Annotated in this window: 19 protein-coding genes; 4 read left to right on the top strand and 15 right to left on the bottom strand. The window is 34.5% G+C overall.

Going from position 1 to position 25,224, the window contains the following annotated elements; all coding sequences use genetic code 11:
• The first annotated feature begins 195 nt into the window (after positions 1-195).
• Complete coding sequence (locus tag ASU02_RS23210) at positions 196-705, top strand: DinB family protein (RefSeq protein ID WP_057767799.1); 510 nt, start codon at positions 196-198, stop codon at positions 703-705.
• Positions 706-943: 238 nt separating this feature from the next.
• Here the strand turns inward: ASU02_RS23210 and ASU02_RS23205 are convergent, their stop codons facing one another.
• Positions 944-1,405: a VOC family protein gene (locus tag ASU02_RS23205; protein WP_057767798.1), complete on the bottom strand. Its 462-nt coding sequence runs from the start codon at positions 1,403-1,405 to the stop codon at positions 944-946.
• Between the two features lie 477 nt (positions 1,406-1,882).
• On the opposite strand from ASU02_RS23205, the gene ASU02_RS23200 reads away from it, so the two are divergent.
• A complete protein-coding gene (locus ASU02_RS23200) occupies positions 1,883-2,164 on the top strand; it encodes a helix-turn-helix domain-containing protein (protein ID WP_057767797.1) in 282 nt (93 codons plus the stop codon).
• Between the two features lie 60 nt (positions 2,165-2,224).
• On the top strand, positions 2,225-2,662 hold the full coding sequence (locus ASU02_RS27455; RefSeq protein ID WP_082631918.1) for an IS3 family transposase: 438 nt from the start codon (positions 2,225-2,227) through the stop codon (positions 2,660-2,662).
• A 499-nt stretch (positions 2,663-3,161) separates the two neighbouring features.
• Here ASU02_RS27455 and ASU02_RS23195 read toward each other — a convergent pair whose 3' ends face one another.
• From ASU02_RS23195 to ASU02_RS23165, 7 genes are all read right to left on the bottom strand, one after another.
• Positions 3,162-3,881 carry a VOC family protein gene (locus ASU02_RS23195; protein ID WP_057767796.1) on the bottom strand — a complete coding sequence of 240 codons (720 nt, stop codon included), beginning with the start codon at positions 3,879-3,881 and terminating at the stop codon, positions 3,162-3,164.
• A gap of 4 nt (positions 3,882-3,885) precedes the next feature.
• Positions 3,886-4,731, bottom strand: a complete 846-nt coding sequence (locus ASU02_RS23190) for an AraC family transcriptional regulator (RefSeq protein WP_057767795.1) — start codon at positions 4,729-4,731, stop codon at positions 3,886-3,888.
• A 763-nt stretch (positions 4,732-5,494) separates the two neighbouring features.
• Complete coding sequence (locus ASU02_RS23185) at positions 5,495-7,249, bottom strand: type I restriction-modification system subunit M (RefSeq protein WP_057767794.1); 1,755 nt, start codon at positions 7,247-7,249, stop codon at positions 5,495-5,497.
• A gap of 11 nt (positions 7,250-7,260) precedes the next feature.
• Positions 7,261-8,376: an AAA family ATPase gene (locus tag ASU02_RS23180; protein ID WP_198317483.1), complete on the bottom strand. Its 1,116-nt coding sequence runs from the start codon at positions 8,374-8,376 to the stop codon at positions 7,261-7,263.
• The gene (locus ASU02_RS23175) at positions 8,373-9,599 is read right to left on the bottom strand and encodes a restriction endonuclease subunit S (protein ID WP_057767793.1); all 1,227 of its coding nucleotides are present in this window, start codon (positions 9,597-9,599) and stop codon (positions 8,373-8,375) included. Before ASU02_RS23175 ends, ASU02_RS23180 begins: the two co-directional genes overlap by 4 nt.
• On the bottom strand, positions 9,592-12,600 hold the full coding sequence (locus tag ASU02_RS23170) for a type I restriction endonuclease subunit R (RefSeq protein WP_057767792.1): 3,009 nt from the start codon (positions 12,598-12,600) through the stop codon (positions 9,592-9,594). Before ASU02_RS23170 ends, ASU02_RS23175 begins: the two co-directional genes overlap by 8 nt.
• A 64-nt stretch (positions 12,601-12,664) precedes the next feature.
• Positions 12,665-12,880 (bottom strand): helix-turn-helix domain-containing protein, encoded by a 216-nt coding sequence (locus ASU02_RS23165; RefSeq protein WP_057767791.1) that lies wholly within the window; start codon positions 12,878-12,880, stop codon positions 12,665-12,667.
• A gap of 287 nt (positions 12,881-13,167) precedes the next feature.
• On the opposite strand from ASU02_RS23165, the gene ASU02_RS23160 reads away from it, so the two are divergent.
• Positions 13,168-13,662: a hypothetical protein gene (locus tag ASU02_RS23160; RefSeq protein WP_057767790.1), complete on the top strand. Its 495-nt coding sequence runs from the start codon at positions 13,168-13,170 to the stop codon at positions 13,660-13,662.
• A gap of 534 nt (positions 13,663-14,196) precedes the next feature.
• Here ASU02_RS23160 and ASU02_RS26570 read toward each other — a convergent pair.
• From ASU02_RS26570 to ASU02_RS23130, 7 genes are all read right to left on the bottom strand, one after another.
• Positions 14,197-14,346: a hypothetical protein gene (locus tag ASU02_RS26570; RefSeq protein WP_157684560.1), complete on the bottom strand. Its 150-nt coding sequence runs from the start codon at positions 14,344-14,346 to the stop codon at positions 14,197-14,199.
• Between the two features lie 136 nt (positions 14,347-14,482).
• On the bottom strand, positions 14,483-16,393 hold the full coding sequence (locus ASU02_RS23155; protein WP_057767789.1) for a TnsD family Tn7-like transposition protein: 1,911 nt from the start codon (positions 16,391-16,393) through the stop codon (positions 14,483-14,485).
• 104 nt (positions 16,394-16,497) lie between these two features.
• Positions 16,498-18,369, bottom strand: a complete 1,872-nt coding sequence (locus ASU02_RS23150) for a TnsD family Tn7-like transposition protein (protein ID WP_057767788.1) — start codon at positions 18,367-18,369, stop codon at positions 16,498-16,500.
• A gap of 8 nt (positions 18,370-18,377) precedes the next feature.
• Positions 18,378-20,045: an ATP-binding protein gene (locus tag ASU02_RS23145; RefSeq protein WP_232426328.1), complete on the bottom strand. Its 1,668-nt coding sequence runs from the start codon at positions 20,043-20,045 to the stop codon at positions 18,378-18,380.
• A 7-nt stretch (positions 20,046-20,052) separates the two neighbouring features.
• Entirely contained in the window at positions 20,053-22,227 is a 2,175-nt protein-coding gene (locus ASU02_RS23140; protein ID WP_057767786.1) for a Mu transposase C-terminal domain-containing protein, read from the bottom strand.
• 4 nt (positions 22,228-22,231) lie between these two features.
• Positions 22,232-23,071, bottom strand: coding sequence for a heteromeric transposase endonuclease subunit TnsA (locus ASU02_RS23135; protein WP_057767785.1), 840 nt, complete (start codon positions 23,069-23,071; stop codon positions 22,232-22,234).
• Positions 23,072-23,493: 422 nt separating this feature from the next.
• Entirely contained in the window at positions 23,494-25,188 is a 1,695-nt protein-coding gene (locus ASU02_RS23130) for a TnsD family Tn7-like transposition protein (RefSeq protein ID WP_057767784.1), read from the bottom strand.
• Positions 25,189-25,224: the final 36 nt, after the last annotated feature.

The raw sequence follows: 25,224 nt of genomic DNA, 5'->3' as shown, positions 1-25,224 counted from the left end.
TAAAGCATAACCCATATAAAATAGGCCAACCAGTAATCACTACTAGTTGACCTTATAATACGAAAGCGCCCGATTGTTGAATCGCGTTTTCCGAATAACGGTAATGAAATTGAATATCAAAAAAAGGAAATATCTTTTTGCCAGTCGAATATTAGCCTAGAACCATAATTAACTATTCCGATGAGGAGGATTCTTGTGCGTCCACGACCATTATTTATTGAAAATCCAGAGCATGATAGGTATGTTAGTCTTGTGCCAGATGGAGATATTGTAGAAATACTTAGTAAGCAACGAACTAAGACCATTACTCTCTTAAGCAGCGTATCAGAGGAGTCAGCAAGGAAGGCGTACGCACCAGGGAAATGGACTTTAAAAGAAGTGATTGGGCATATGACCGACTCGGAGCGTGTGATGGCGTATCGAATACTTGCCATTGCACGAAATGAAAGTACACCACTCCCAGCAATGGATCAGGATCAATACGTTTCTGCGGCAAACTTCAACAAATTATCCTGGGAGCAGTTACTAGCTGGTTTAGACACGGTACGCTCCAACACGTTAAGCCTTATTTCAACCATTGATGATGCAGCGTGGGTTCGTAATGGAACTGTAATGAACAGCCCCGTTTCGGTAGGTACCATTGCATATGGCATTGTCGGGCACGAGTTACACCATATGAAAGTGATTAGAGATAAATATTTATAAGTCTTTTTCTATTAATGAAAAAAACCTAATTTCTTATTTAATGCTGAGAATTTAGGATTTTTAATATTGAAACTTCCTTAGCGTTGTAAATCAGCGTTTATCTTAACTTTAAAGTGAGAACTATTGAAATATCAATGGTTCTCACTTCATTTACATGTTTTCAATGTAAAGGTTTAAATAAGTTTGACTATTTATGGTGCCTTAAAAAAATTAATGCCCCCATTAGCTTGAAAAACAACTATTTATTTGAATTTAATTTTTCCCACTCACTTAAATACATCCGTTTTGTTATTTTTTTAGGATTTTCGAGTTTACAAATCAATTCCAAACTATTACCATCAGGGTCATTAAAATGAATTTTAGCGTGGGCATAGTTATCATGTGCCATTACAAAAGGTTCTACTGGCTCAAAGCCAAAAGCCTCTCTTGGTTCATATCCTTTACTTTTGAGCCAACTAACTGAATTTTTTAATCCTTCTAACGATACTTGAAATGCTATGTGTCTTATTGAAGGATGATATTCTAGTTCTACTTTATCGGTTTCCCATAAGCCCAACCAACTTTTATCTTTTTCAATCCATAAAAATGCCAATCTATCATCTACACTGTGGTCAAACTCTAAACCAAGTTCTTTATAAAATTCGATAGACCTTTTCAAATTACTTACTGGTAAATGTGCTTCGTATAATCCTTTAATCATTAATAAAACCCCCTTGTATTAATAATACAACCATATAAATTTATCGCCTCAGAGAATAGTTGTAAGATCTCTACAACTTTATGTGTAGAATAAAGAATGTTTATATTTTACTCAACAAAACGGCATCCGTTAGCACACTAAGAATAACCGATACAATAGTAAAATTCTTTATTCTCAAAATTTGTAAAAAACTATACCACGTAATTTCAATAATTCATCCTTCAGCCGTTTATTTTTTTCTTCAAGTTTTTTAATTCGGTTATTTTTAGCTGCGATAAGTGCATTTTTACTGGCATCCGTTATGGATGGTTAAGATAACCGCATTTTCCTGACGCTACCCCTATTTTTTATTTTCTTATTCAATTATATGGCACTTTACATAAAGAAAGAGCGTAATTCTTGCTGTGGTATGCTCCCCTTATAGTAGACACATTTAAAAAGGCGCATTAATCTGTCTACTAGGAGGGGGTATTTTTTATGGAGAAAAAAGCAGAGACTTATGATATATCGTTTAAGAAAAAAGCGGTGGATTTATATCATCAAAGGAAGAATTATTCAGCTGTTTCCAGAGAATTGAACATTCATCGAAAAAACATACAACGGTGGGTTAAACAGTTTAATGAAGATGGAATTGTTGGTCTTAGAGAGAAACGCGGAAGAAAAAGTGGGTCTGGTAAAGTCTCTTCATCTACTAGTGAAAATCCTCAAAAGAAAATAATGCGATTAGAAGCTGAGAACGAACTATTAAAAAGCTTTTAAAGATGTGAAAGGGGGACTTGATTTAGAACCTAGTATTCTATTTCAAATCATTGATGATTTATCAAATTATTCTATACAGCTGCTCTGCCATCAAAGACTTATATAATAACGAAGTTTGCTGCGTACCAAATTAGTAGACGCAATGATTATAAACTAGTCTTGGATACTCTAAAAAAAGCTATTAAAGGAAGGAATGTAAAGGGAATCCTTCTCCATAGTGATCAAGGATACCAATACACGTCCCATAACTATAATCAGCTACTTACAAGAAATAAAATGAAAGCTAGTATATCTAGAAAGGGCAACTGTTGGGATAACGCTAGTATGGAAAATTTTTTTAGTCATTTAAAAACAGAGTGTTTTAACCTGCATTCTTTTAAAACTTCACAAGAGGTTAGAAGGGCTATTAAAGACTATATTCTCTTTTATAGCCACGAAAGATTTCAAAACAAGCTAAACAACCTGACTCCTATCGAATATAGAAGTCAGGCTTTTTAACTGCGCTTATTTTTTGTGTTTACTTGACAGGGGTCAGATCACTTCAAGAATTGCGCCCTTTTGTTGAAGAATTCTATTTTGTAAATTTATGATTCGGTTCACCCTAGCCTAATTAAACGGTGAAAAAGGGACTCGCGGTATCTGTAGCTCTTACGGCGTATACGAAGCCCTACTCGCTTTCCGTGGGTCGGAATGTCCAAACAAAGCTACTCTCTGCTTTCGTGCTTATAGAGGTTCGCTATGCAACTACAATGAGGGCAAGCTAAAGACCGAAGAGTTCGCCTCCACCCGAATTTGTAAGTCTTATTCATTCTCGGCAACGTTCAGCATGTTGAATTTTGGTAGTTTCAAGATGTCCATATATTTGACCTCGTATTGTTCTTCTGGGAAACCTGCTCGACCTCGTAAGCCATTAAGTTAAATCGGAGCTTCCTAAGTCAACCATCGTCTTAAACCGGAGCAAATCGAACAACGTTTCACCAACACAACTATTTCCTAGCTATTCGCCTGACTCGATTCCAGCCCAACTTCGAAGGTGGTGAGATGCTCTTAGTTCCTCTTCAATTCTTTGGAGATCCGAGTCTTGTAGATGAATGCGGGAGACCTTGTCCTCCAAATTGGAGGCGAGATCCAATTCTCCCATAGCGACAGCGATCTCGCCACGAGCTGCCAGCAGTCTTGCATGCCCGATGCCGGATTCGTCCTTCACTTCTTTCAAAGCGCGGTCTAGCGTTTTGGCTGCCACACAATCATTAGCGTAAATATCGCGCAGGAACCAAACCTGATTGAGGATTTCCTCCGTGTGATCTTGGGCTTCAAGGTACAGAGGAGGCGCGTAATACTTGTCCATGTAAACGAGCATGTTGCCAAACGGGTCGAAGACTCGAAACTGACTCCCATCCCGCGAGCGGCGCGTAAGACGGGGGAAGCCACTAAGCGGTACAATTCCGAGGTTGTTCCTAAGATTAACCGCAAAACGATTATGGAATTTTTCCAATTCCGCCACGTTAACGATAAAGGCACCAAATGCTTTCTTGCCCCCGAATTGGGCATAGTTAGACGTCATAAGCCAAAGATCCCCATCTCGAACTTCTGCGAAACGGTATGGAAACATCTCATCACGGACAATTTCAAAACCAAGGGACCTGTAGAAAGCGACGCTTTCGTCAACGCTTTCGCTGGGTAACATAGGTTCTATACTTATTGAAGATTGCTCCATCCCTTTAGTTCCTCCTTTTCACAGGAATCCAGATTTGATTTGCCGAGAGATCTGTTGGATCATTCAAATCACGGACAAATTCGATTGACTCTGCAAGCTCATAGCCTGACGAAGGTAACCATTCCGCATAAATTCGCTCCCAAGTCTTCAACATCGTTTCAGGCTGTGGACCTGAAGTTTTGAAAACAACCCAAGTCACCGCAGGAATCTCTAACGTCGTAAACTCGTGTGTAGCATCCTTTGTTGTTGCAACCGCAATATAATAATCCCGGCTGTTGGCTTTAATATTTGCACTCACGTGCAGAATTTCTGGAAAATCAGTATTTGAGAAGCATTGCAGTCTGTTTAGAAGATCATCATTCTCAAGTTTATTCCAAATCTCAGGATAGAATTCGCCATCCGTTGTATCCACTATCTCCTTGACCCCAACAATTTTGAATGCTTTCTTTTCCACAAAGTGAAAATTCATCTCAGCACCGCCTTTGATTGTTAGTTGGAAGGTCATTGGCGGATACGCTTTTAGCAGACTGCCGTTTTCCTTTGCCATCGAGGGCGTTATTCCGTGTAAATTTTGAAAAGATCTCGAAAAGGAATCTGGCGAACTATAACCGTATTTAATAGCCACATCAATTACTTTAACATCGTTGGTATGAAGCTCTATCGCCGCCAAAGTAAGACGTCTATTCCGAATATACTCCGCTAAGCCAATTCCAGCTAAGAAAGAGAACAATCGATTGAATTGATGTTCCGAACAACACGCAATTCTCGCCACTAACTGAAAGTCGATTTCATCGTCAAGATTGGCCTCAATATAGGCTAATGCTCTGTTCATGTTTTGAATAGAATCCACCTCAATGACCTCCCATCTATTTTATCTTAGCAGGTAGAGAAATTCTTACCCGACAAACTCTGAACTAGTTTTGCAGGGGAATTACCCAGTTACTCATGGTTGGGTTTACCACTATTTATCCTTTACCTTTTGTAAAATCAGCAACTCTTCCTCCACATGTGGAATAAGAAAAAATCCCGCATATCAACACAGGATTTTAAATCAAACTCTATTAAAAATTATTAATCTTTGTTTTATATGATCAATCTTTTTTATAAAACCACAAATATTACAGTAGTTACCAACTTTACTGTATATTTACCAATAATTTTGTTTAGTTACCGACATTAATGTATAGTTACTAACATTAATGTCGGTGAACATCAATTTGTACAGGCAAAAAATAATTGGAATCGTTTAATGTGCTTTTTTCAATAATTGCAATCGACAAATAAACAACTGAAAATAATAAAGTTGGAAACAGACATGATCTCACAAAAATATTTAATACAAAAAAAGTGAGAAACAACATCTTCGCAGTGAGGCCTTTACTTTGAAATGCAGGTTCCCCCCTTATTCAGACCATAGGTTTGCCGCCTGCTTCCTTCAGATTCCACTTCGCTTTAACTCAAATCTATCCTGTGCTACGATGGCACAGATTAATTCCTTGTCGTCAAAGAATCGCAGCAGGGAAAGAAGAGAATAGCTACCATTTTTGATAAGTCCATACTAATATCAAATTTTTCAAATGGCTTTCAGATATAACTGACACAACATTCTTACTTTATGGCAACTCAGGCAAATCAAGCTCTTTTAAAAATTGGTTGTGCTTAGCCTTAGCCTTGCAAATAGTATCTTCTATTGTATCCAAACTCTTTTTTACATCTGCAAGGTCAACAATTTCTTCTTCCGCAGTAGTGCTAACATATCTTGAAATGTTTAAGTTGAAATCATTTTTTTCAATTTCTACCATAGATACACGGCGAGAGTATTTTTTGTCATCTTCTTTTCGATATTGATATGTGTCAACTATTTTGTCGATATGCTCTTGCAATAGGACATTTTGACGTTTACCTCTGATGTAATAATCACTTGCGTTGATAAACAGCACGTCATCAAATTTTTTGCATTTTTTAAGCACAAGAATACAAACCGGAATACCTGTTGAGAAAAACATGTTAGCCGGTAAACCAATAATGGTGTCAATATTCCCATCCTTGAGTAGCTTTGTTCTGATTTTTTCCTCCGCACCACCACGGAACAGAACACCATGAGGCAGGATGATTGCCATTGTTCCCTCATCACTTAAAAAGTGGAACCCATGAAGTAAGAATGCAAAGTCGGCTGCTGATTTTGGTGCAATGCCGTAGCTTTTAAAGCGGAAATCCTCTGCCAGAGTATCGTTAGGCTCCCAGCGGTAGCTGAACGGTGGATTGGCTACTACTGCATCACATTCCAACTTTTTTGCTGGGTTCATTTCAGTGAGAATGTCCCAATCATTTAGCAGTGAATCTCCGTGAAATATTTTAAACTCGGAATCTTTAAGCCCATGTAGAAGCATATTCATACGAGCAAGGTTGTAAGTTGTGATATTCTTTTCCTGTCCGTATATCTGACCGATACTATTAGCACCAAGCTGCTTTCTAACATTAATTAGAAGCGAGCCAGAACCACACGCAAAGTCAAGCACGTTTTTGAGTTGCTTCTTTTTGCCTGTGCTTGGGTCTTGGCTATCAAGCGTGACTATTCTAGAAAGGATGGTTGAAATTTGCTGGGGCGTATAAAACTCTCCTGCTTTTTTGCCTGAGCCCGCCGCAAATTGCCCTATTAAGTATTCATATGCATCACCCAAAATGTCACTTTCATTGGGGAACTCCGATAATTCTTCTGCAATAGCAGTTATTATTGAGCACAGCGTTGTATTGCGTAATTCATAATTCTTTCCAAGTTTATCAGAGTCAAGGTTAACCTCTGAGAATAATCCGCGAAACGTGCTGTCAAAGGATTCGTTTTCTATAAATTTGAAGCCTGCTTGCAAGTTTTTCAAAAGATACTTATTTTGTGTGCGGGCCAATTCATATATATTACTCCAGAGATAGTGTGGCTTAATTACAAAATGAACCTTACGGCGCATTTGCTTTTCAAACGTAGCCACTTGATCTAAATTGTTGATATACCAAACAACGAGAGGGGTCAACTTTTTGCTTTCCAACAACACCTCATGTTCTTCAATTACAGTGTTTTTTTCCTTGCTATCTAATTGCTGTTTATTAAAATAGTCTGTTATCTGTTCTTTCAATACGTTAATAACATCATCCTGATTGGCAGCAACGGTGATTTTTTTTATTTCTTCTTCACATTGTAAATAATCTCTGCCAAGTTCTTTCTTTGCTGCTTCTTCATAATTATCCGAAAGGTAGCGCAGGAATAGGAAAGACAGCATATAATCACGGAAGTCATCCGCATTCATGGCCCCGCGCAATTTGTCAGCAATTCCCCAAAGTGTTGCGCCTAATTGTTTTTGTTGTGTATCATTCATTGTTTTACCCTCTATTCTTCGCTAAATAGGTCAGGATTAAATCGATATAATTCCATGTAACCCTTTAAAATTTTCCTAAAAACCTCTTTATTATCTTCAACCATTTCAATAGGCTCAAACAACGAATAGTTTCCATGGCTTAATATGTTCACATATCTTGCAAATGTGATTCCATCCGGGTCATCTTCATCGCGTTTAATACATTTGGTGAAGTCATCGAATCCATGAAACGATGCTGCCTTTTCAAGAATATTTCGCAAAATATTGAAGTGATAAGTATAGAGCCTACCTGTGTTCGCTGCTTTGCTTAGCTCTTTTATTAATGCAACATGGTTGAAAAATGGAGTATCTTTAGTTTCTTGAATGAGGTATTCGTCTGTTTCCTTATTCTTTGATAAGAGATAGTCCTTTCCTCTTGCCCTTTTAAACTCATTATACATTACATTGAAAAACAACGAATGATGTGAAGATATGACTACTTTTATATCCTCTTGGCTCTTTAGCATCTGCGCTAAATGGCTTGCTACTGCAATGGCGTTATTATCATCCAGTGATGAAATGGGATCATCGATATAGATGTACTTAACCCAACTGTAGGCCGGTTGTTGGTCAACAACTAATTGAACAACCGCGAGAAAAAAACACCATACAAATATATTTTCTTCGCCACGAGAAATCTTTATGTTATCTAGTTTTTCAGTTCCATCATCTTTTCTAACTTCCCGTGAAAAACTAATCGTCCAATTTCCGTAATCAATTGAAAAATCAAAATCAGCATACCGACTTAAAAACGGACGAATACGACTTTCCATTTCAAGCTCTCTTAGGCCATCAAAAAAACGGGAATTTTTATTAATATACAAAATTCTATTGGTGTCTCCCTCTAAGTCGTTATCCCAAGTGAATAAATCTTCTGTGAAAGCATTGTAATATAGTGTATCTCGCGTCTTTTCTTCAGTTTCTGGAATAGGATGCTTTCCTAAGTCCTTAAACACACCTGAAAGTCTTGTTTTGCCTGTTCCATTGTAGGCAAAAAGAAGAACATACTTCTTGCTATGAAGAACCGTTCTAAAATGGGTAGCCAACGCATTTAAATCAGAAAAAGAAGTCATCGGTTGAGAACTCATTCACTCACCTCCTCAATAGAAGGGAACAGCCCTTGCATCAAGCCTTTTTTGTGTAATTTCAGAGTTTTAATTTTTTCTCCTTGTGCGGTTATGAGAGTGTCTATAGCAGAAAGACAGTCAGCAATTTTTTGTTGTTCTTTTTCCTTAGGAAGCGGAATAGGTATAATATCCAGTTTTGCTCTGTTTAGTTTAGGTTGTGCCATACCTGTAAGAAACTCGCCCAAGTCAATGTTATTCAAATAGCTTTCCACTAAAATTTGCGTAAAGTTATTTTCAAATTTAAGCACATGGGCATGATTGTTTACCCAAGTCCTTCCTGAAATGCTAAATGCAATAGGATATGTGCGAGCAACTAAGTTTGCTCCATCTTCCGACACACACAACAATATTTCGTCAAAAATAAAACCATCAACATAATCGATAATACCCGATGCACCAAAATAAGGCGTGGAGCCTTTTTTCCTATCTTTTTCTGCTATTGGAATCCTTTTTGAATCTAAGTTTTCGCACACTTCACTTAATGGGCTGATTTCCCACTCGCCACTACCCCTAAACTCAGGAAATCGCCATTCGGGCACAGTCTCACCTTCTACAGGAAACAACTTTTGCATTAAGCCTTTTTTGTGTGCTTTGAGAGCTACAAACTTTTTATCTTCTGCAGTGATAATGTCATCAAGGGAGGACAGGCAATCAGCAATTTTTTGTTGTTCTTCCTCTGAATGGTGAGGTAAGGGCATTTTCGTAAAATCACCAATTGAAATGCTCATACGATCATGTCTTGCACCAGTATTTGAGACTCTTTTTAAATACGAATGCCACAGATTTGTTTTGAAATACTGCTCATAAAAATCATTATTAGGATTCTCAAACCTGAACACTGTATATAACGGAGACATGACACCTCTTCCGACTTTATTTTTAGATATCGGGCCAACTGGAGCATTTACAGATATACGAGGATTATAAACATAGTCCCCTTCATCTATCACAAAATAATTCTCAAGATTATTTTGGTTTGCAACTTCTCTGTCAAAATAATCACTTTGGTCTACAACTCCCTCAACAGCTGAGTTTGTAAGAACACGATTTATTAAATTATTTTTATTTCTTACTGTTATTTTGCTTGCTAAATTACTTAGCGTACTTATTTTCCATTCTCCCGTTGAGCGAAACTCCGGAAACCTTAGCCTCGGCACCAAAGTCGCTTTCTCTTTTTTATTCATACGCATTCAGCCCCACAATCACACGTCCACCTGCAAGCTTTTTAAGCAGCGGGATTAAATCGTCCATCAATTCTAGTTCCTTTTTTGTCCTGTCTCTCCAGCCAAGATCTAGCGGCTCTAACAAATCGCTTAGTTTTTCACCGTCAAAAATCATGCGCCCTATAATTTCATCTACAAAGGCTTGCAACGATGCAAGTTCAATACCGTGTTTGTTTGCAATCGATTCCATTTCTTTTACGGCCTTTTCTTCCTTGAATTTTTGGTATACAGCTTTTATTGCCTTTTCATCCAACCCTTTTCCAGATTCCAATGTGCTGATATAAGCAATAATATCTTCACGTTCTTCCATCATATTTGAATTGGAACAAAGTAAACTAATGAGCTGCTCACGGCTCATTTTTTCTTTTTTAGGTACATCGGGTTGTGTATATCTCGAAATTAGTGACATAATGTAGTCATAATCAATAATTGCTGAGGAGAATAGAACGAACTCAAAATCGAGCTGTTCAATCACCGGATCTTTATCCCTAATATCTTTGCCTTGCTGTGCTTTTAACATTTGGGCAGTTTCAATATAGACACCACGGAACGCACGCAAAGTGTCTTCCGGCAACAGTTCTTCAATTTTTGCCGCTTGTTCTTCTTTGATATCTGTATATTGATCAAGCTGTGTTTTAAGGCGCTGCACTTCCTTAAACTTATTGATAAATTCACCTCGTGCGGCATCGCCCTTAAGGTTACTTACTTGCTCTGGCTTACATTCTAACCCTTGTGATTCCATAAATTTCTCAAGATTGGCAACTGCTATATCCAGCTTTTCAACCACAACAGGAGCGGGGTCAACAAGCCAAATTTCTTTTGCCCTGCTACTGTTTTCTTTTCCAGAGAACAGCGCAATTGCTTCATCTACATCTTTTTCTTGCCCTCTAAAGTCAAGAATATTTCCGTAGGGCTTTGTGTCGTTCAAAACACGGTTTGTTCTTGAAAATGCTTGAATTAAGCCATGTTGCTTTAAGTTTTTATCAACATACAAGGTGTTTAGATACTTGGAATCAAATCCTGTTAAAAGCATATCCACCACAATAGTTATATCAATTTTGTTTACATGCGGATAGTCGGAATTAGGGTACTTTTGGTCTTTGATGCGTTTTTGCACATCTTGATAGTATAAATCGAATTCGTTTATGCTGTGATTTGTGCCATACTGCAAGTTATAATCATCAATGATGCTTTTAAGTGCAGCCTTTTTCTTATCGGGCTCTTGTTGGTTATCGGCTTTTTCTTGCTGTAGGTCTTCTTGCAATTGCTTAACATCTTTGTTTCCTTCAGCCGGTGGAGAGAACACACAGGCAATATTTAGTTGTCTAAAGTTTTCGCCTTCATTCTTTTTGCGTTCCTCTTTTAACAACTTGAAGATCTCAAAGTATTCTATTGCATCGTTGATAGAAGCTGTGGCAAAAATTGCATTGTATCGTCTACCATTAGTAACGGTATCGTGTTTTGCTAGTATTGCTTCGGCGATCGCTTTTTTACTGACAGTGTCAGAGGCTTTTGCTGCTCTTTTGACATCTTCCGGCTTAAAGTAATCGATGTGGAAGCGAAGCACATTTCGATCATCAATGGCATTCGTAATGGTATAAGCATGCAGCTCTTTTTCAAAAACATCTTTTGTTGTGATATAAGAACCAACCGTGCCATCAATTTGCTTATATGTCGCATTTTCTTCAAATATTGGTGTTCCGGTAAAGCCGAAAAGCTGTGCTTTCGGGAAAAAATTTTTAATTGCTTCATGATTATCGCCAAACTGTGAGCGATGGCATTCGTCAAAAATAATAGCAATACGCTTATCGGCGAGCTTTGCCAAGCGGTCTTTATAGGTAGGTTCGCCCCTTTTCTTTTTCTCTTGGTTGCGTCTGCTATCTTCATCAAGAGCGAGCCCAAGCTTTTGAATTGTGGTAACAATAACTTTGTCACGATAATCATCCGAAGTAAGCCGTTTAACTAAACTTTCTGTGTTTGTATTCTCTTCAACGCAGCCTTCTTGAAATTTATTAAACTCCAATCGAGTTTGTCTATCAAGGTCTTTTCTGTCAACTACAAATAAACACTTCTCAATTTCAGGATTGTCCTTCAAAAGTGTTGATGTTTTAAATGATGTCAGTGTTTTTCCACTTCCGGTCGTATGCCAAATATACCCATTTCCTCGATTCTGATCGATACAGTCCATTATTGCCTTAACAGCGTAAATCTGATAGGGACGCATAATCATCAATTTCTGCTCACTTACCACAAGTACCATATAACGGCTTATAAGTTCCGCAAGAGTGCATTTTGGCAAAAAATTATCAGAAAAATCATGAAGATGGGTAATTTTGTTATTGTCCTCGTCTGCCATCTGATAAATTGGCAAAAAGCGTTCGTCTGCATTAAAACAAAAGTGCTCCTTGTGATTGTTGGCAAAATAATATGTGTTACTTTCGTTGCTCACAATAAAAAGCTGCATAAAGCAGAGCAAAGAGTTTGCATAACCATTGCCGTGGTCGTTTTTATATTCTACAATTTGCTCCATTGCTTTTTTAGGTGTGATTTGCAGTGACTTCAGCTCAACCTGAACAACTGGAATACCATTAATGAGGATAATAACATCATAACGATGGTTGCTGTTATCTGTGTTTATGCGTAGTTGGTTTATAACTTCAAATTCATTTTTACACCAGTCTTTAATATTAACAAGGGTGTATTGCAGCGGAGTGTCATCATCACGCTTGAAGGTGTTGATTTCTCGTAAAGTTCTTGCAGCAGTGAACACATCTGCAGTGATAATACTATCCCTGAGGCGTGCAAATTCAGAATCGCTTAACTTCACACGATTCAGTCTTTCAAAATGTTCTTTGAAATTAGCTTCAAGTGTCGCCTTATCACGAATTTCTTCCCGATATTTGTATTTTAAATCTCCAAGCTTTTCAATAAACTCTACCTCTATTTGCTTTTCGGATTTCATACATAAATCTCCTCATACTATAAAATAGTAATAGCCAAATCCCTTTTTAAAAACTATGAAACATCTACTTCGTTTTTATGAGCAACTCAATCAATTCAGGACTAATGTTTCTATTCTTACAATACTCTATTAAAGCATGACGGGCTATTTGATTCGGCTTTGTATGATTGTTCTCCCATCGGTTTACAGATGTAAATCCAACATGAAGTTCACGGGCAAGCCCCTCTTGAGACAAACACAATTCCAAACGCACTTTTTTAATCGCTTCGCCTAACTCCATTTAGCATCACCTCGTTATTGTACAGCTAATCATAAAATATTATATCATAAGCTATAGCGTTTATACGAAAAGCTATTGACATATGCACTATAGAAAAACACGCCTTAGGCTTTTTATCTATGGCGTGTTTTCCGTATTCAGCTTGCATTGCTTAAATTGTCCCCGTGAAACCGTACAAACTTTTAAAAAACATTTTTTAGAAAAGTTATTTTATAAAATCTAGTTCTAACTTTTCACACCATAACATATAAATAAAATATATTCTTTATGCTAGGGGGAGCAAAGATATGATTAAAGCAGAAAAAAAATTGGCTGTAGTAGCACTCGGAAATAAAAACGCCGGCAAATCGAATACTTGGTATAAAATATTTAATCAAGAAAACATACCCACCATTAGACGTCTACGTCAACTTCATTTTAATAAAAAAGAATATGTTCATGTATTTCTTTTAAATGGCTCGATGGAAGAACGCAAGAGAGAAATTGATGAGGAATTAATTGATTGTGATATCCTACTATGTTCAGTTCAATACAACGAAAAAGGTAAAAAGACAATTGAATATCTCCATAAACAGGGATATCAATGGTTAAATCCTGGTTGCGAAGATAAACAGCAATATACAGATTATCTTTCTATCATTCAAATGATTAATTCTTACCCGAACTCAACTGTGAAACAGTGTAAAGCTATTAAAGATGACTCGGATACAAAGGTACGTAGCGATGAAATCATACAATTTATCTATGAATGGGCACGTAAAGAAGATATAATTCTATCCTAGTGTTCTTGACTATTTTTAGACATAGAAATATATATCTTTTTTTAAAAATCCAAGTAAATCATTGTATTTATAAAATGAACCTGATTGATTCAATTTCTGTTTTTCTAGGTAAGTGAACAATTAGGTTGAAATTAGATGTATTTATAGTATAGTGAACATCTCCACCCAAATCCTAGATTTTAAATGGAACTGGTATATGGTGGTTTCACTTAAGTCAAACGTAAAGTTAAACCTTATAAATAAACTTTTGAGTCATTGTTCTAACCAATATTGGTTACCAAGGGCTCTATCTAGAATAGGGCTTTTTACAACTCCCATCAAATAAAAGCTACAAATATGCTCTAGTATATCCTTAACCACTTTTAGCCCCTTGTTCGGCGGATATTCATAATTGCGAAGAACCTTCTTTATAACTGTAGAATACGTGCATGAGCTTGTTCTTTTTTTCCCACTCATGTGTACGATGTTCTTTTTCTGTCTTCGTTAAGTCTTTGAATAGCGAATACACCATTTAAAATCAAACTTCCACATTAATCAATTGGTATTCTTTTTTGGAGAGTACGGGTCAGCTTTATAGCTAGCTTTTCTTTTGTAAACAATCACTCCTATTTCTTCACCATTTTTAGTAGGGATTATTGCTGGTATGTTATTAACAGTCTCACCAATTTTAAAGTCCTTCTTCATTTATTTTTAATCTCCCTCATTATTTTTTAAATAGGCGATACTACAAACTTCTTTTACGCCCTCTAAAAAAAATCAACAGCTTCTTTTTGAGCACCCCTTTCTAGCATATTATTTTCAGGCTTTTATAAAAACTTGCTTATTGATTATTAAGCTTATCTTGGATAAGCCTTTCTAAAGCAGCAGATGTTTCTCTATAGGCTGGTAACGCTTTAAGAGTTGCAAGTGTCACTTTATTGTGATTTTTCTTTAATAGATTAATCGTATAATCTAGTTTTCTGATTTGATAATCATCCATACTTTCTTTATATTGTTCTAAAGTCTCAATGCTTTTAACTAGTTTTTCCGTATTATTTTGTATTAAACATTTATTGGATGGAGAAATTGATTCTTTTATTCTATTTTTAGTTATACGGAACTTTGGTAAATCCCCTTTTATATTATTCGCAACTTCTTTAATTTCTTGACTTAATTCATTATCTAAATCTCCCCAGTTTCTCCTATTTATATATTTAGGAGGTAGGATTTTTTCCATCCAATTTCTCTCTTCTTTCATTAAGAACTTGTAAATTTCCTCTCCAACCAATTCTCTAACCATTGTTCTCAATGGATTTTCTAAAGAATTTATACCTTCTATGACTTTTTGTTTGTAAACTCTAGTCTTTTCTCCTGTATCTTTATAATGATAGTTTGTTTTAATAATCAGTTCATTCGGTATATACTTCATTAAAGTTTTTCTGTCTATCCCAAGTAATTCAGAGGATTTTCGTATACTTTTTGTTACTTTGAAGGTTTCTACCATTACTTCTGTGTGTTTTTTGCTGTAATGATTTTTGCTTTTTTTTAAAAAATATTCGGATGATAGCTTAGTGAGATATTTTCTAGCAGTCGGGTTTTTAACCCTACAGTGAATAGCAGTTTCCTTTAAAGACATTGTCTCTTTATATTTTAATACTAGTTCTTTTTCCCATAATCGCCCGAACGTTGTTATCTTAAATTCTTCGGTCCCGTCAAATGTATTCTTCACATAAATAAAACCGCAGGAAGGACATTCAAATCTGGCGGTTGGAAAACTACCTTTTCTAAAATTTCTAAGGCATCTTTTAATAACAGGTTGCTTAAAAAATTCGCACAGATGATTTTGACAAACCCATGGACCAGTTCCAAAAGGTATATTCGACACTATAGAGATCGTTTCATCGAATAAAAATTCCTTTGTGGATCCCATTAAGTAATTCATCATTAGTATATGTAAAAATGGATTTGGCTTTTTGTGTTCCAATTTTGCCATTTTCCAAATTCTATTTTTTGTGGTTAAATATTTCTTATCGATCCCTAATTTATTGAAAACAGTACTAAAATTCTTCATCAAATCATTATTAAAAATATCAGTTTTCACTTTCCCTTCTTTTGTTAAATAACCCTTTACAAAGAAAGCAGCTATATATTTAAAGGATAAATCAAAATTGTTATCAAAAAAAATATCATTATTCAAAATATACTCAATTTCCTTCAAAATAGGTTCTAGCAATAATATGTCTTGATAGGTGATATCGGAAACCTTTATATGGTTTTCATATTCAAGATAATTGTGATGTTTTATACAAAAATCAAACCCAATTAATTGGTGTATTCTTCTAGCGTAGAATACTCCATATTTTTCGATGTCATTTTTTTTGCAAACTGGACAATACCTTAAATTCTCCGAAACAAATTCTTTTAAATACATGCTTGAAGAATGTTTTGAGTCCTTTATATAATGAATGTCTTCAATTAAAGATTTTTTCTTATCTCTACCAAAAAAAAGATAAATTATAGGTAATAAAGTATTTTGAAATATCGTCTCCTCTATACTAAAGGTCCTTGGTAACCTCTTAAAAAGAAAATCAATATTTCTAGGTAAAATTGTATTGGTCGTATTATTAAACAGTTCTTTCCTTGAAATCGATTCAAATTTGTTTCCACTTCTACAATGGTATCTCTTTATCACACTTCTAAAGTCCTCATCTTTATATGGCCGTGGAAAAAATGAGAGTTCCTCTCCTATCATTTCAAAGCTCCTGTTCTAATTTTATCTTTATAATTAAAGCACACTTATTACATGCGGCATTAAGATTAATTCCGATTTTTAATGTACCAAACTAGCATTATTTTCTATACTATGTAACTTAATTCTTCGACAAGAACATTTTCCACCTTTTTTGAGAGGTTCTTATTCAATCTAGCACCTCTTGCTAAGCTGGATTTTGTATATGGAGTATTTTCCCTTCTGAATTTTTCACCTATAAATATTATCCTTCTTATTTGAAAATCCTCGACAGTCTCTGTTACATCAGTAAATATGTTTTTGCACATTGGTAATTTATTCATATAATTTTCAAACCTTGCCTGGAGATCCAATCTTTTTGCTAACCTTGTTTTAGTTACCCTTATTAATGGGATTTCTGTAAAGATATTAACAGCCTCTTTAATAAGTAAAATTGAATATTCCTCATCTCGTTTAGCCCAATTTATTTTAGTTACCGGTTTATAAGATCTCTTAGAAAGCGGAAGATTACTCAATAACCAATCCTTATCTTTTCTGTATAACCATGTGTAAACAGCAGGGTTTGCTCTTCTCAATTCTGTTCTATTAAAATCAGGATTATTATTTTTTAATGTAATTAAATCTCTTCTATATTTTTCTTCTATCCTGTTCTTATCACTTTCTTCACTCTCTGTTTTCTTCGGATCAACATAATTTTTTCCTTTATTATTTTCAAGATGTCTTTTAACAGTTTTGGAGTCTACACCCATCATGAAAGAAATATTTCGGATAGAATGTTTACCTAAAGAATTTAGTTCATTAAGTTTATTTTCCCATTGATCTCCAAAGTTCTTTACTCTTCCAATTTTATACCTATCATGCTCTGTAATGTCAGGACCCCTTCTTGAATAGCTAAAATAGCATTGATTACAAACAAATGTACCAACAGGTTGTTTTGTCTTCGAATCAGTAGTCACTATACAATCAGATATTATAGGATCTTTGAAATGATCAACTGCCTTATTTAAACAAGGCCATGGTCCTTTTCCAAATGGATGATATTCCATATCATCCTTGAAAAAAACATTTGGCATATCTTCTTTTAAAAAGAGTAAAAGTAATAAGTGTCTTAATGGATGGCAAGCAACCCGAGGTTTTCTTAAAACTTTATGAAACCATGTATCATCTTCATCAGCGCTAAAATTACTGTCCAAGGTTTCTAAAAAACCTGGTTCGAATGAGCTTAAAAATGATGATATTATTTCCTTCATTCTTAATCGCTTGGATGGAGTAAGATATCCTTTTGTTTTTAACTTTTCTAGATAAAAATTTCGAATATCTTCTATGCCAATCAACAACTGGCTTTCATTTAATAAACGATAAGATTGAACAGCAATAAATTCAAAGTACTTATAGAAATTTTTCTGAATTGATATTTTTTTACTATACCTAACAGAATTTTTATCAAGAGAAAAAAAACTATGTTTATTTTGTTTATTTCTGTAGGGAACGTGAGAAACAAATAATGTTTCTTTATGTTTTGGACAAATTACTACACCCGGAAGCTGGTGTGTCCTATGCCAGTATGGTTCTCCATAAATGGCGATTTCTTCATTAAAACAACTAATACAGAACCTGAAGAAATTTGTTTCTTTAATTTTGCTTGCTGCCAATCCAAGAGTCACAGAAATTGCAGTGGAATTATCATTAACCATTTGATGTTTAATCTTATTTCCATGATCCTCTCTAATAAAATGCAAATAATATGGAAGTAAAGTATGGTTATTAATTAAATGCAGCGGATTAAGTTTCTCGAAACCAATATTCTCACATAGCACACTAATGTCTCCCGGAAAATCCGAAATGGCGCTTGTAGTTGACTTATTAAAGAGATCAAACAAAGATTCTTTATAGGTTACGTTACCACTTCTTTGGTGATAACGAGCAAAAACACTATACAATAACTCATCTTGAAATATGGGTGGGAAATAACTAGTCATTTATTCTCCTAATTCAAAAATTCATTAAATGGAGCAATCACATTTACCTTATTTAACTCTTCCACCAATGACTTTTTTTCATTCAATGCTTTTAAACCAATAACATGTAAGAGATTTTTAGAAGTTACATCTTTTCTCTTTCTTTGATTTTTTTTAGCATCGTTAGATATATTCAATATTTTTTCAGCAATTTTTTTATTTATTACTAAACTGTCTGAAGGAACTTCCGCTTCCTCCTCAAGGAGTTGGGAGACCAATTCTACCGCTTCTTTTTTTGATAAGCCCAGACTTTGTGCAAAGCCAACATATTGGACAAATTCTTTTGCACCCAATATAGCTTTCTCATGTTCCTTCGAGATAGCACCTTCAATTTTCACTTTACCTGGTAAGGATTTGATGAAAGAATTTACATCAAGCCAATCTGGTTTTAAATCATCAAATTTTTTTAACTTCTCATAATCACTTGTCTTAAGTGCTGTAAGCATGGGTTGCAATAGCTTTAAATTTTTCTTCGCAGCATTTTTAATCAATGCTTCAGTTAGTTTCTCCTTGCCCAAAGAAATCGCTAAATACTGTGCTTGCATAAATAAATTAATAACTAAGTCTGTAATTCCTAAGGTTTCTTGATAAAACAACTCATTAATTTCTTTCGTTAAAGGGATAGGTTCTTTTAACCATTGGAACTTCCAGAGCTGAGTTAAAAAGTAATCCCACTTTTTATCCTTTTCCATTCTGTCAAAAAATTCAGCCCCCATCCCACTTGCTCGTCTGGCATTTGCCAGCAATGGAGTAAACAGATCTACTGCTTTATATGTACCTACAAAGATCAATGGCACACCTAGTTTATTATGTAGCTCTACGAAAAAGTTCATTGTTTGTTGGCCTTCTAGCCCTTTCTGCATTCTTTGAACTTCATCAAATACTAGGACTCCAATACAGTGAAGTGCAGCAACATGAGCCATCTTATCAATCAAGTCAGACTCATTCATTCTTGGTTTAACAAATTTTTGATAGTAGCTAGTCCCTAAAATATTATCTACTGCTTCAAAGAAGTTTTTACATAGTGTACCTCTCGAAGCGTTAAAAGGGCACTCAATAACAAGCCAAACAATTTGCTTTAAGTAACCAATCGATAGCCCATTATACTCATATTCAGAATGAATTATTACCTGAGGATATAGTAATAGAATTTTCTCAATTGCTGTTGACTTTCCAATTCCGCTTATACCAATTAACGCAAAGCTACTTGCTGTTGAACGATTACCAATAATATTTCCTTTTTCATCATCATAATCTCCTTTTAATATATTATGGATCCCTACCGCAAACTGCCTAGCATATAAAGGGCTAACCGGATTTCTTCCTTGGTACCCAGCCCTAAGCATCAAAGATACTTTAGATTGTATTTCCAAATGAATTGGTAATGGCTGCATGAAAACATGCTTTATCTGTTGTATAAGATGAATCCTAAGTTCTGCTGATTCATTTAATTCTTCAGTATTAAAATTAGGTACACTTGTTAAATATTTAACTACCTGTTGTTGAGTGTATATAACTGGTAAGGCTTCTATAAGAGGGTTATGTTTATAATTTACTACCTTCTGTGCTTTGTACTTCGCCACCTCTTGTCTTCCCATTAGAACGGTCGTAGGTTTTTTATGATTATTTTCATTCATATTCAATTTACATTTCACCATCTCTACCTTGATGAATAATAAAATTTAACAAATAGTCAGATTCCTCGAGTTCTTCCTCATTTCTATTATTAAAATCTTTATGATAAATCACACTGGAATCATTTTTTTCTCTATTATCATCTAAAGTATTTGCCCAATTTTCTTGTTCTCTCATATAATTTTTTTCATTTGTTCTATTCTGTTTTATTTCCTTTAACTTTTCTGATTTACTTTTTAAACCTGTTTGATTCTCATTACTACTTGTAGTTTCTTCATTAATAATCTTCTTAATTTGTGCATTTGTATCTACCTCTAGTTGCTTCTGAGAAGTTCCCATAATTTGATTTTGGGTTTCTATAACAAATTGCTGTTCTAGAACTTCCTCTAGTCTAGATCCACTATAAGCTTGGTCTCTATCCACTAAATTATATTTTTCTTTACCTATATAAATATGTCCAACATCTCTTGGATCATATTGTATAACTTCTGTCCATCTTTTTTTTCTTGCTTTCTCAAACCATCCTTCATCAATCGCCTTTCCTGACGAATACCTCATTTTTTTAAAGATAATTCCTTCCCCGGTCACAGAAGCTTTTTCAGAAGGCATTAAATTCAAGCGAATTTCATCCCTTGTCACTTGTTTTAATAAACCTGATCTATGTTTATATCCCCAATTCCAAATACTTAATGGAGTTGGGATAATGTTGGAAGTCATCATTTCTTTTTCTAATGGATATCCATTAATAACGGAGTTGTTATGTTCTAAAATTGTAAGAACAATAATTTTCTCAAATGCTTTTAATGTTAATTTGGCATCTAATCGATAATCCTTTCCTCCTCTAACTTTAAAATCTTTGTGCACTATTCCAGGTACCCAATGAAGTTTAATTCTATCGTTAATTATTCGAAAATGGCGCTCAACTATTCCTTTAAGATCAGCCCTGTAAGGGGGAGTATTAATTATTTGAATCCCAAATGAATCAACAAGTTTGTCAACATTTGCACTTTCAAACTCCCCCCTATCTGCTTTAATTTTTTTGGGTAAATGACTGGATGGCCAATCTTCTTCCTCTATATCAATCCCTAATCGCTTACAATACATTCTTTTATTAACTGTTGTATTTTCTAGTGCCATCATTGCAGCAAGCCAAGAAGGACCCTCTAACCCGACGTAAACCCCTGTTACTAATCGAGAGTAAACATCTTTAACTATGTAAACAACTGGTCGACCAATAATCCTTGACCTATCTATTTCACTGACTAAATAAATATCTGCAATTGTTGCATCAACCTCAAATATGTCACCTGGGCCAGTAGCTTTATTTTTTGAGCTACCAATTACTGGGCGGCCAGTCAATTGATATTGACGCTCTCCAATACTATTTATTAATCGGTTTTTAAATGTGTATGTTGTTTTGTACCAATATAAAAATTGATCATATGTAGGAACAACTTCATCCGGTAATAAAGTCGGCACTAGCTCACCAGCAATTTTTTTATATCCACTAATATAATAATGGGCTCGCATTTCTTTATATGCCTTTTTAAGAGTAGTATTTTTCCCTTTATAAAATTGTTTAATTGTAATTTCAAATATTTTTTTATCAGCTTCTAAAACGTTAACCCCTACTCCCTCTTTCCCCAGTAAAATTGACTTTTTCGGAGGTCGCCCAACTTTTTTTTCTTTAAGTCTTTTGGGTTTTCCTTTCCCTCCACTATTTAAATAATTTGGTAGTAGGGAATTTTTTGTTTTCCCCCCCATCCAATATTCTCTTAGAACTGAGTAAATTCTTTTGCTTTTTTTTCCAGTTTTAGTTTTTATTTCTCTTACGATCTCCTCGAGTCTTTGTGTGTCATAAATGTATGGCTCATATTCAATGTAATCTTCTATGAGGCTCCATTTTGCATCCCGAATATGTTTATGCTTTTCTAAATATTCGTCGCTTGGGATATTTAAATCTGTATAAGGATCGACTTCTAATTTTATCGCAAAAGGAGTTGTTAAGATTTCAGTAATCTCATCGTATTTTTTATATTGAGGAAGTGGTGATTTTTCCTTTTCATCTATTCTAATTACAATCACGATATCTAGGTCCTCTGATACCCACAGTACTCTTTCTATAGAAATCATCTTAAGTTCTTCATCCCGATATTCGATTAATGAATTAATGTAGATACCCATTTTTTCACCCTTGCAGTTTATTTGTTTTTACTTCTAAATCATAAACTTGTAACGGAAGTGATGGATTAATAATATTATTCATATCAGTTTCCCAGATTTTATTAGCAAGTAGGTATTTAACAATAAATAGACATGATCCTTTTTCCAGCCCAAATACGTCATCATATTTTATAGCAAGAGTTGATAAACCTAAACCTTCCGTTTTGACAGCATTATATAAAATAGGTGAAACAGAACTAATAAGTTCCGAACTGATATTGGGTCTGTTGTCAATAAATTTACAATCATAAAACCAGTCCATATTTTGTATGAAATTATGTGGTAAATCCACATCCGTAACCAACTTCCAATCCTCAATTCCTAAATCCTGATAAAACTTCTTTTCTATATCAAACTTTTCAAGTTCCCTTGTATCTAGATGATTCACAGGCTTAATAGTACGAATACAAGTTTTTAATCCTTTATTTGTTCTTAAAACTATAAAGAAATCAGATGTTATTACCTTATATGATCCATGTGTACCATCCTCTCTTGGGTGTTCAATACCAAATTCTTCTGCGATAGAAAGCGTTTTTTGTAATGGCAGTAATGGATATTGTTCTCTAATATCTTCTACATAAGGACACCAATCAAGAGTATATAAATATTTCAATTCTAAATCTGATAGAAAATGATGTATGCGATCTGTTTTCCACCCTTTTTCTCTAGTCGCGTACCCGTTTGAAGCTACATCTTGGATATTCAACCAAGGTTTATAGTCTTTTCCCTCTCCCAGGCCCCTCCCATCTGCTATCCATTTCTTAATTTTTTCCTCAGTTGAATTTTGCCTTTTTCTTTTCGCCATAACTTCTTCTCCTTTTAAGCATATTAAGGTAGTTACAGTTACTTGCAATTGCTTGCAATTGCAAGCACCCAAAAAAAAGACTGTCCCTTAAGGACAGTCTGCAAAATTAAAATATATTCTTTTTATGAGTGGTTGTATAGAATTCATTATTTTCCACCAAACTTATTTTTAAAAAAATCTTTCCACAATTTCCAACTTTTATTCATGGTTTCGAACTTTATTTGTTTTTTTCCAACTTTTTTTACTGTTTCTATCTTTTTTTCATCTATACACAATTGTTTGTTTAAAACTAAGTTGTACCCTAAAACTGCTCTCGGGCTCTTTAAAATTAAAATACATAACCAAGATTTTAAAAGTAAGTTGTATTCTTGGTTTATAGAAAATCACTTTTCAATTTTTAAAAGTAAGTTATACTCTAAGCTTTATAAAACCGGTGTATTGAATCTCCTGTCCAAAAACTCTTCATATATCTGTGTAATCTTTTCCACATATACGGACGAATTTGGAAGAAGCTCTAATTCCCCCCTTAAATAGTCCTCCCTAATAAAAGGGGCTCTTAACCATTTATTTATTTGACTTCCTTTATATTGATAAATAAAAAGCCGATGCATGCTGCTTCGAAGGTATTCTTTAATAAAAAAGTCTCTCTTTCGTAGAAAATTTGCATCAATTTCATTGTAACGTGATTCTTCAATTGATTCTATTAACCAGTTGCCATCATTCCTATATAGCCACGTGAAAATTTCCAAATTTTCATATTTCAAATGTAAGTAGTGTTTCCTAGGGTTAGAATTTATATAATTACTCCATGTTTCTCTATAATATTGGATTAATATTTGATCAACTTCTTCATTCAAACTTTCGTGTAAGATAATCTCTACGTCAAGCTCATGGAGATTATATACCTTTGCCACATCTGAAATTGATAATTTAGAAATATATATCTTTTCTCGTATATCCTTGTAAAAGTTATGTGATTTATTCCAGGCATACAAGTTATGTTCCGATTGTTTAAAAATTTCCTCATCCCCCAATACATACCTAGAAGTTTTCCCACATGTACAGTTATAAGAAAGGGTAGTAATTTTTCTTCTCATGTTATCTTCAAATCTTGGGAAAATATCTAATCTTAAAGGCCTCTTACAACTGTTATTCCTACACCTAGGATTCCGAATAAATTTGTACATGGAATCATTTATTGGTACAACTGAAATAAAATTTTCAATATTCCCAGCTAGAAATATTATGAATATTAACTGTTCAATATAACTTAATAGATTTAATTCATAATCTATTTCTTCACAGTACCTTTCTACAACTTTGATTAGATTTAAATCAATAATCTCAAAAAAATCTAATCCATAAAATTGGAAAAGCCTTTGAAATAGTTCAGTTTTCTTAACAACGCCATATCTATCTAAAAGACCTTTTTGTTTTAAGTGAAGAATGGTAAGCGCCTTACTTTTAAAATAAAAGTTCAACTCTTCTTTTGCTAATCTATCGCTTTCTTTTGCTAACAGTAACAAAAAGGTTATGGTCTTTTTGTTAACCGTTCTTTGATTTTGCTTTGATTTGCTAATACAATTTTCCCTAGAAGCTGGGATAAGACCATTTGTATATATAGACACCATACTCTCCTCTAAAAGAGTCTTATGTTTTTGGCAAATATAAACCGTCGGTATTTGAAAAGAAGTTCTCCAGTACGTTTCACCGTATTTTTCTATGTCTTCATCCGTGCATGTTGGGCAAAAACGAAAATTTTTGTGACTATAATATAACGTCATTCCATTTAGAGCTTTTTGCTCTCGCTTAATACTTCCATACAACAACATTTCATATTTTTCATTCTTGAGAACTGTGGAGATGAAATTGATATAATAATAAAATAAAGTGTGATTCTTTATCATTTCATTTTCTGAAGGAAATTCAAAAACCTTTAATTGTTCTAAGATAGTACTAATCCCATAGGGAATACTCTTTCCTAGATTGCTCATTTTTTTGTCAAATAAAGATTGAATAACATTTGTATCATTCGTTTCTGGTGTCCTTTTTGAATATCTTGCAATAATACTATAAAAGAGTTCATCAGGATAAGGTTGAGGAAAATGAAATAACATTTTATCACCTATTAGACTTTTCTATATTTCCGGAAG

It is taken from the genome of Cytobacillus praedii (assembly GCF_001439605.1).
GTDB classification, from domain to species: Bacteria; Bacillota; Bacilli; order Bacillales; family Cytobacillaceae; genus Cytobacillus; species Cytobacillus praedii.
Note: the sequence above shows the minus strand (reverse complement) of the source record. Positions and strands in the feature narration are given on the sequence as shown.

Excerpts from the sequence above, each read along its gene's own strand:
- ASU02_RS23145 (WP_232426328.1), bottom strand. The coding sequence starts at position 20,045 with ATGAATGAAAATAATCATAAAAAACCTACGACCGTTCTAATGGGAAGA.
- ASU02_RS23160 (WP_057767790.1), top strand. The coding sequence starts at position 13,168 with ATGATTAAAGCAGAAAAAAAATTGGCTGTAGTAGCACTCGGAAATAAA.
- ASU02_RS23165 (WP_057767791.1), bottom strand. The coding sequence starts at position 12,880 with ATGGAGTTAGGCGAAGCGATTAAAAAAGTGCGTTTGGAATTGTGTTTG.
- ASU02_RS23170 (WP_057767792.1), bottom strand. The coding sequence starts at position 12,600 with ATGAAATCCGAAAAGCAAATAGAGGTAGAGTTTATTGAAAAGCTTGGA.
- ASU02_RS23195 (WP_057767796.1), bottom strand. The coding sequence starts at position 3,881 with ATGGAGCAATCTTCAATAAGTATAGAACCTATGTTACCCAGCGAAAGC.
- ASU02_RS23185 (WP_057767794.1), bottom strand. The coding sequence starts at position 7,249 with ATGAATGATACACAACAAAAACAATTAGGCGCAACACTTTGGGGAATT.
- ASU02_RS26570 (WP_157684560.1), bottom strand. The coding sequence starts at position 14,346 with ATGAAGAAGGACTTTAAAATTGGTGAGACTGTTAATAACATACCAGCA.
- ASU02_RS23180 (WP_198317483.1), bottom strand. The coding sequence starts at position 8,376 with ATGAGTTCTCAACCGATGACTTCTTTTTCTGATTTAAATGCGTTGGCT.
- ASU02_RS23140 (WP_057767786.1), bottom strand. The coding sequence starts at position 22,227 with ATGGGTATCTACATTAATTCATTAATCGAATATCGGGATGAAGAACTT.
- ASU02_RS23150 (WP_057767788.1), bottom strand. The coding sequence starts at position 18,369 with ATGACTAGTTATTTCCCACCCATATTTCAAGATGAGTTATTGTATAGT.
- ASU02_RS23175 (WP_057767793.1), bottom strand. The coding sequence starts at position 9,599 with ATGAATAAAAAAGAGAAAGCGACTTTGGTGCCGAGGCTAAGGTTTCCG.
- ASU02_RS23200 (WP_057767797.1), top strand. The coding sequence starts at position 1,883 with ATGGAGAAAAAAGCAGAGACTTATGATATATCGTTTAAGAAAAAAGCG.
- ASU02_RS23205 (WP_057767798.1), bottom strand. The coding sequence starts at position 1,405 with ATGATTAAAGGATTATACGAAGCACATTTACCAGTAAGTAATTTGAAA.
- ASU02_RS23130 (WP_057767784.1), bottom strand. The coding sequence starts at position 25,188 with ATGTTATTTCATTTTCCTCAACCTTATCCTGATGAACTCTTTTATAGT.
- ASU02_RS23135 (WP_057767785.1), bottom strand. The coding sequence starts at position 23,071 with ATGGCGAAAAGAAAAAGGCAAAATTCAACTGAGGAAAAAATTAAGAAA.
- ASU02_RS23155 (WP_057767789.1), bottom strand. The coding sequence starts at position 16,393 with ATGATAGGAGAGGAACTCTCATTTTTTCCACGGCCATATAAAGATGAG.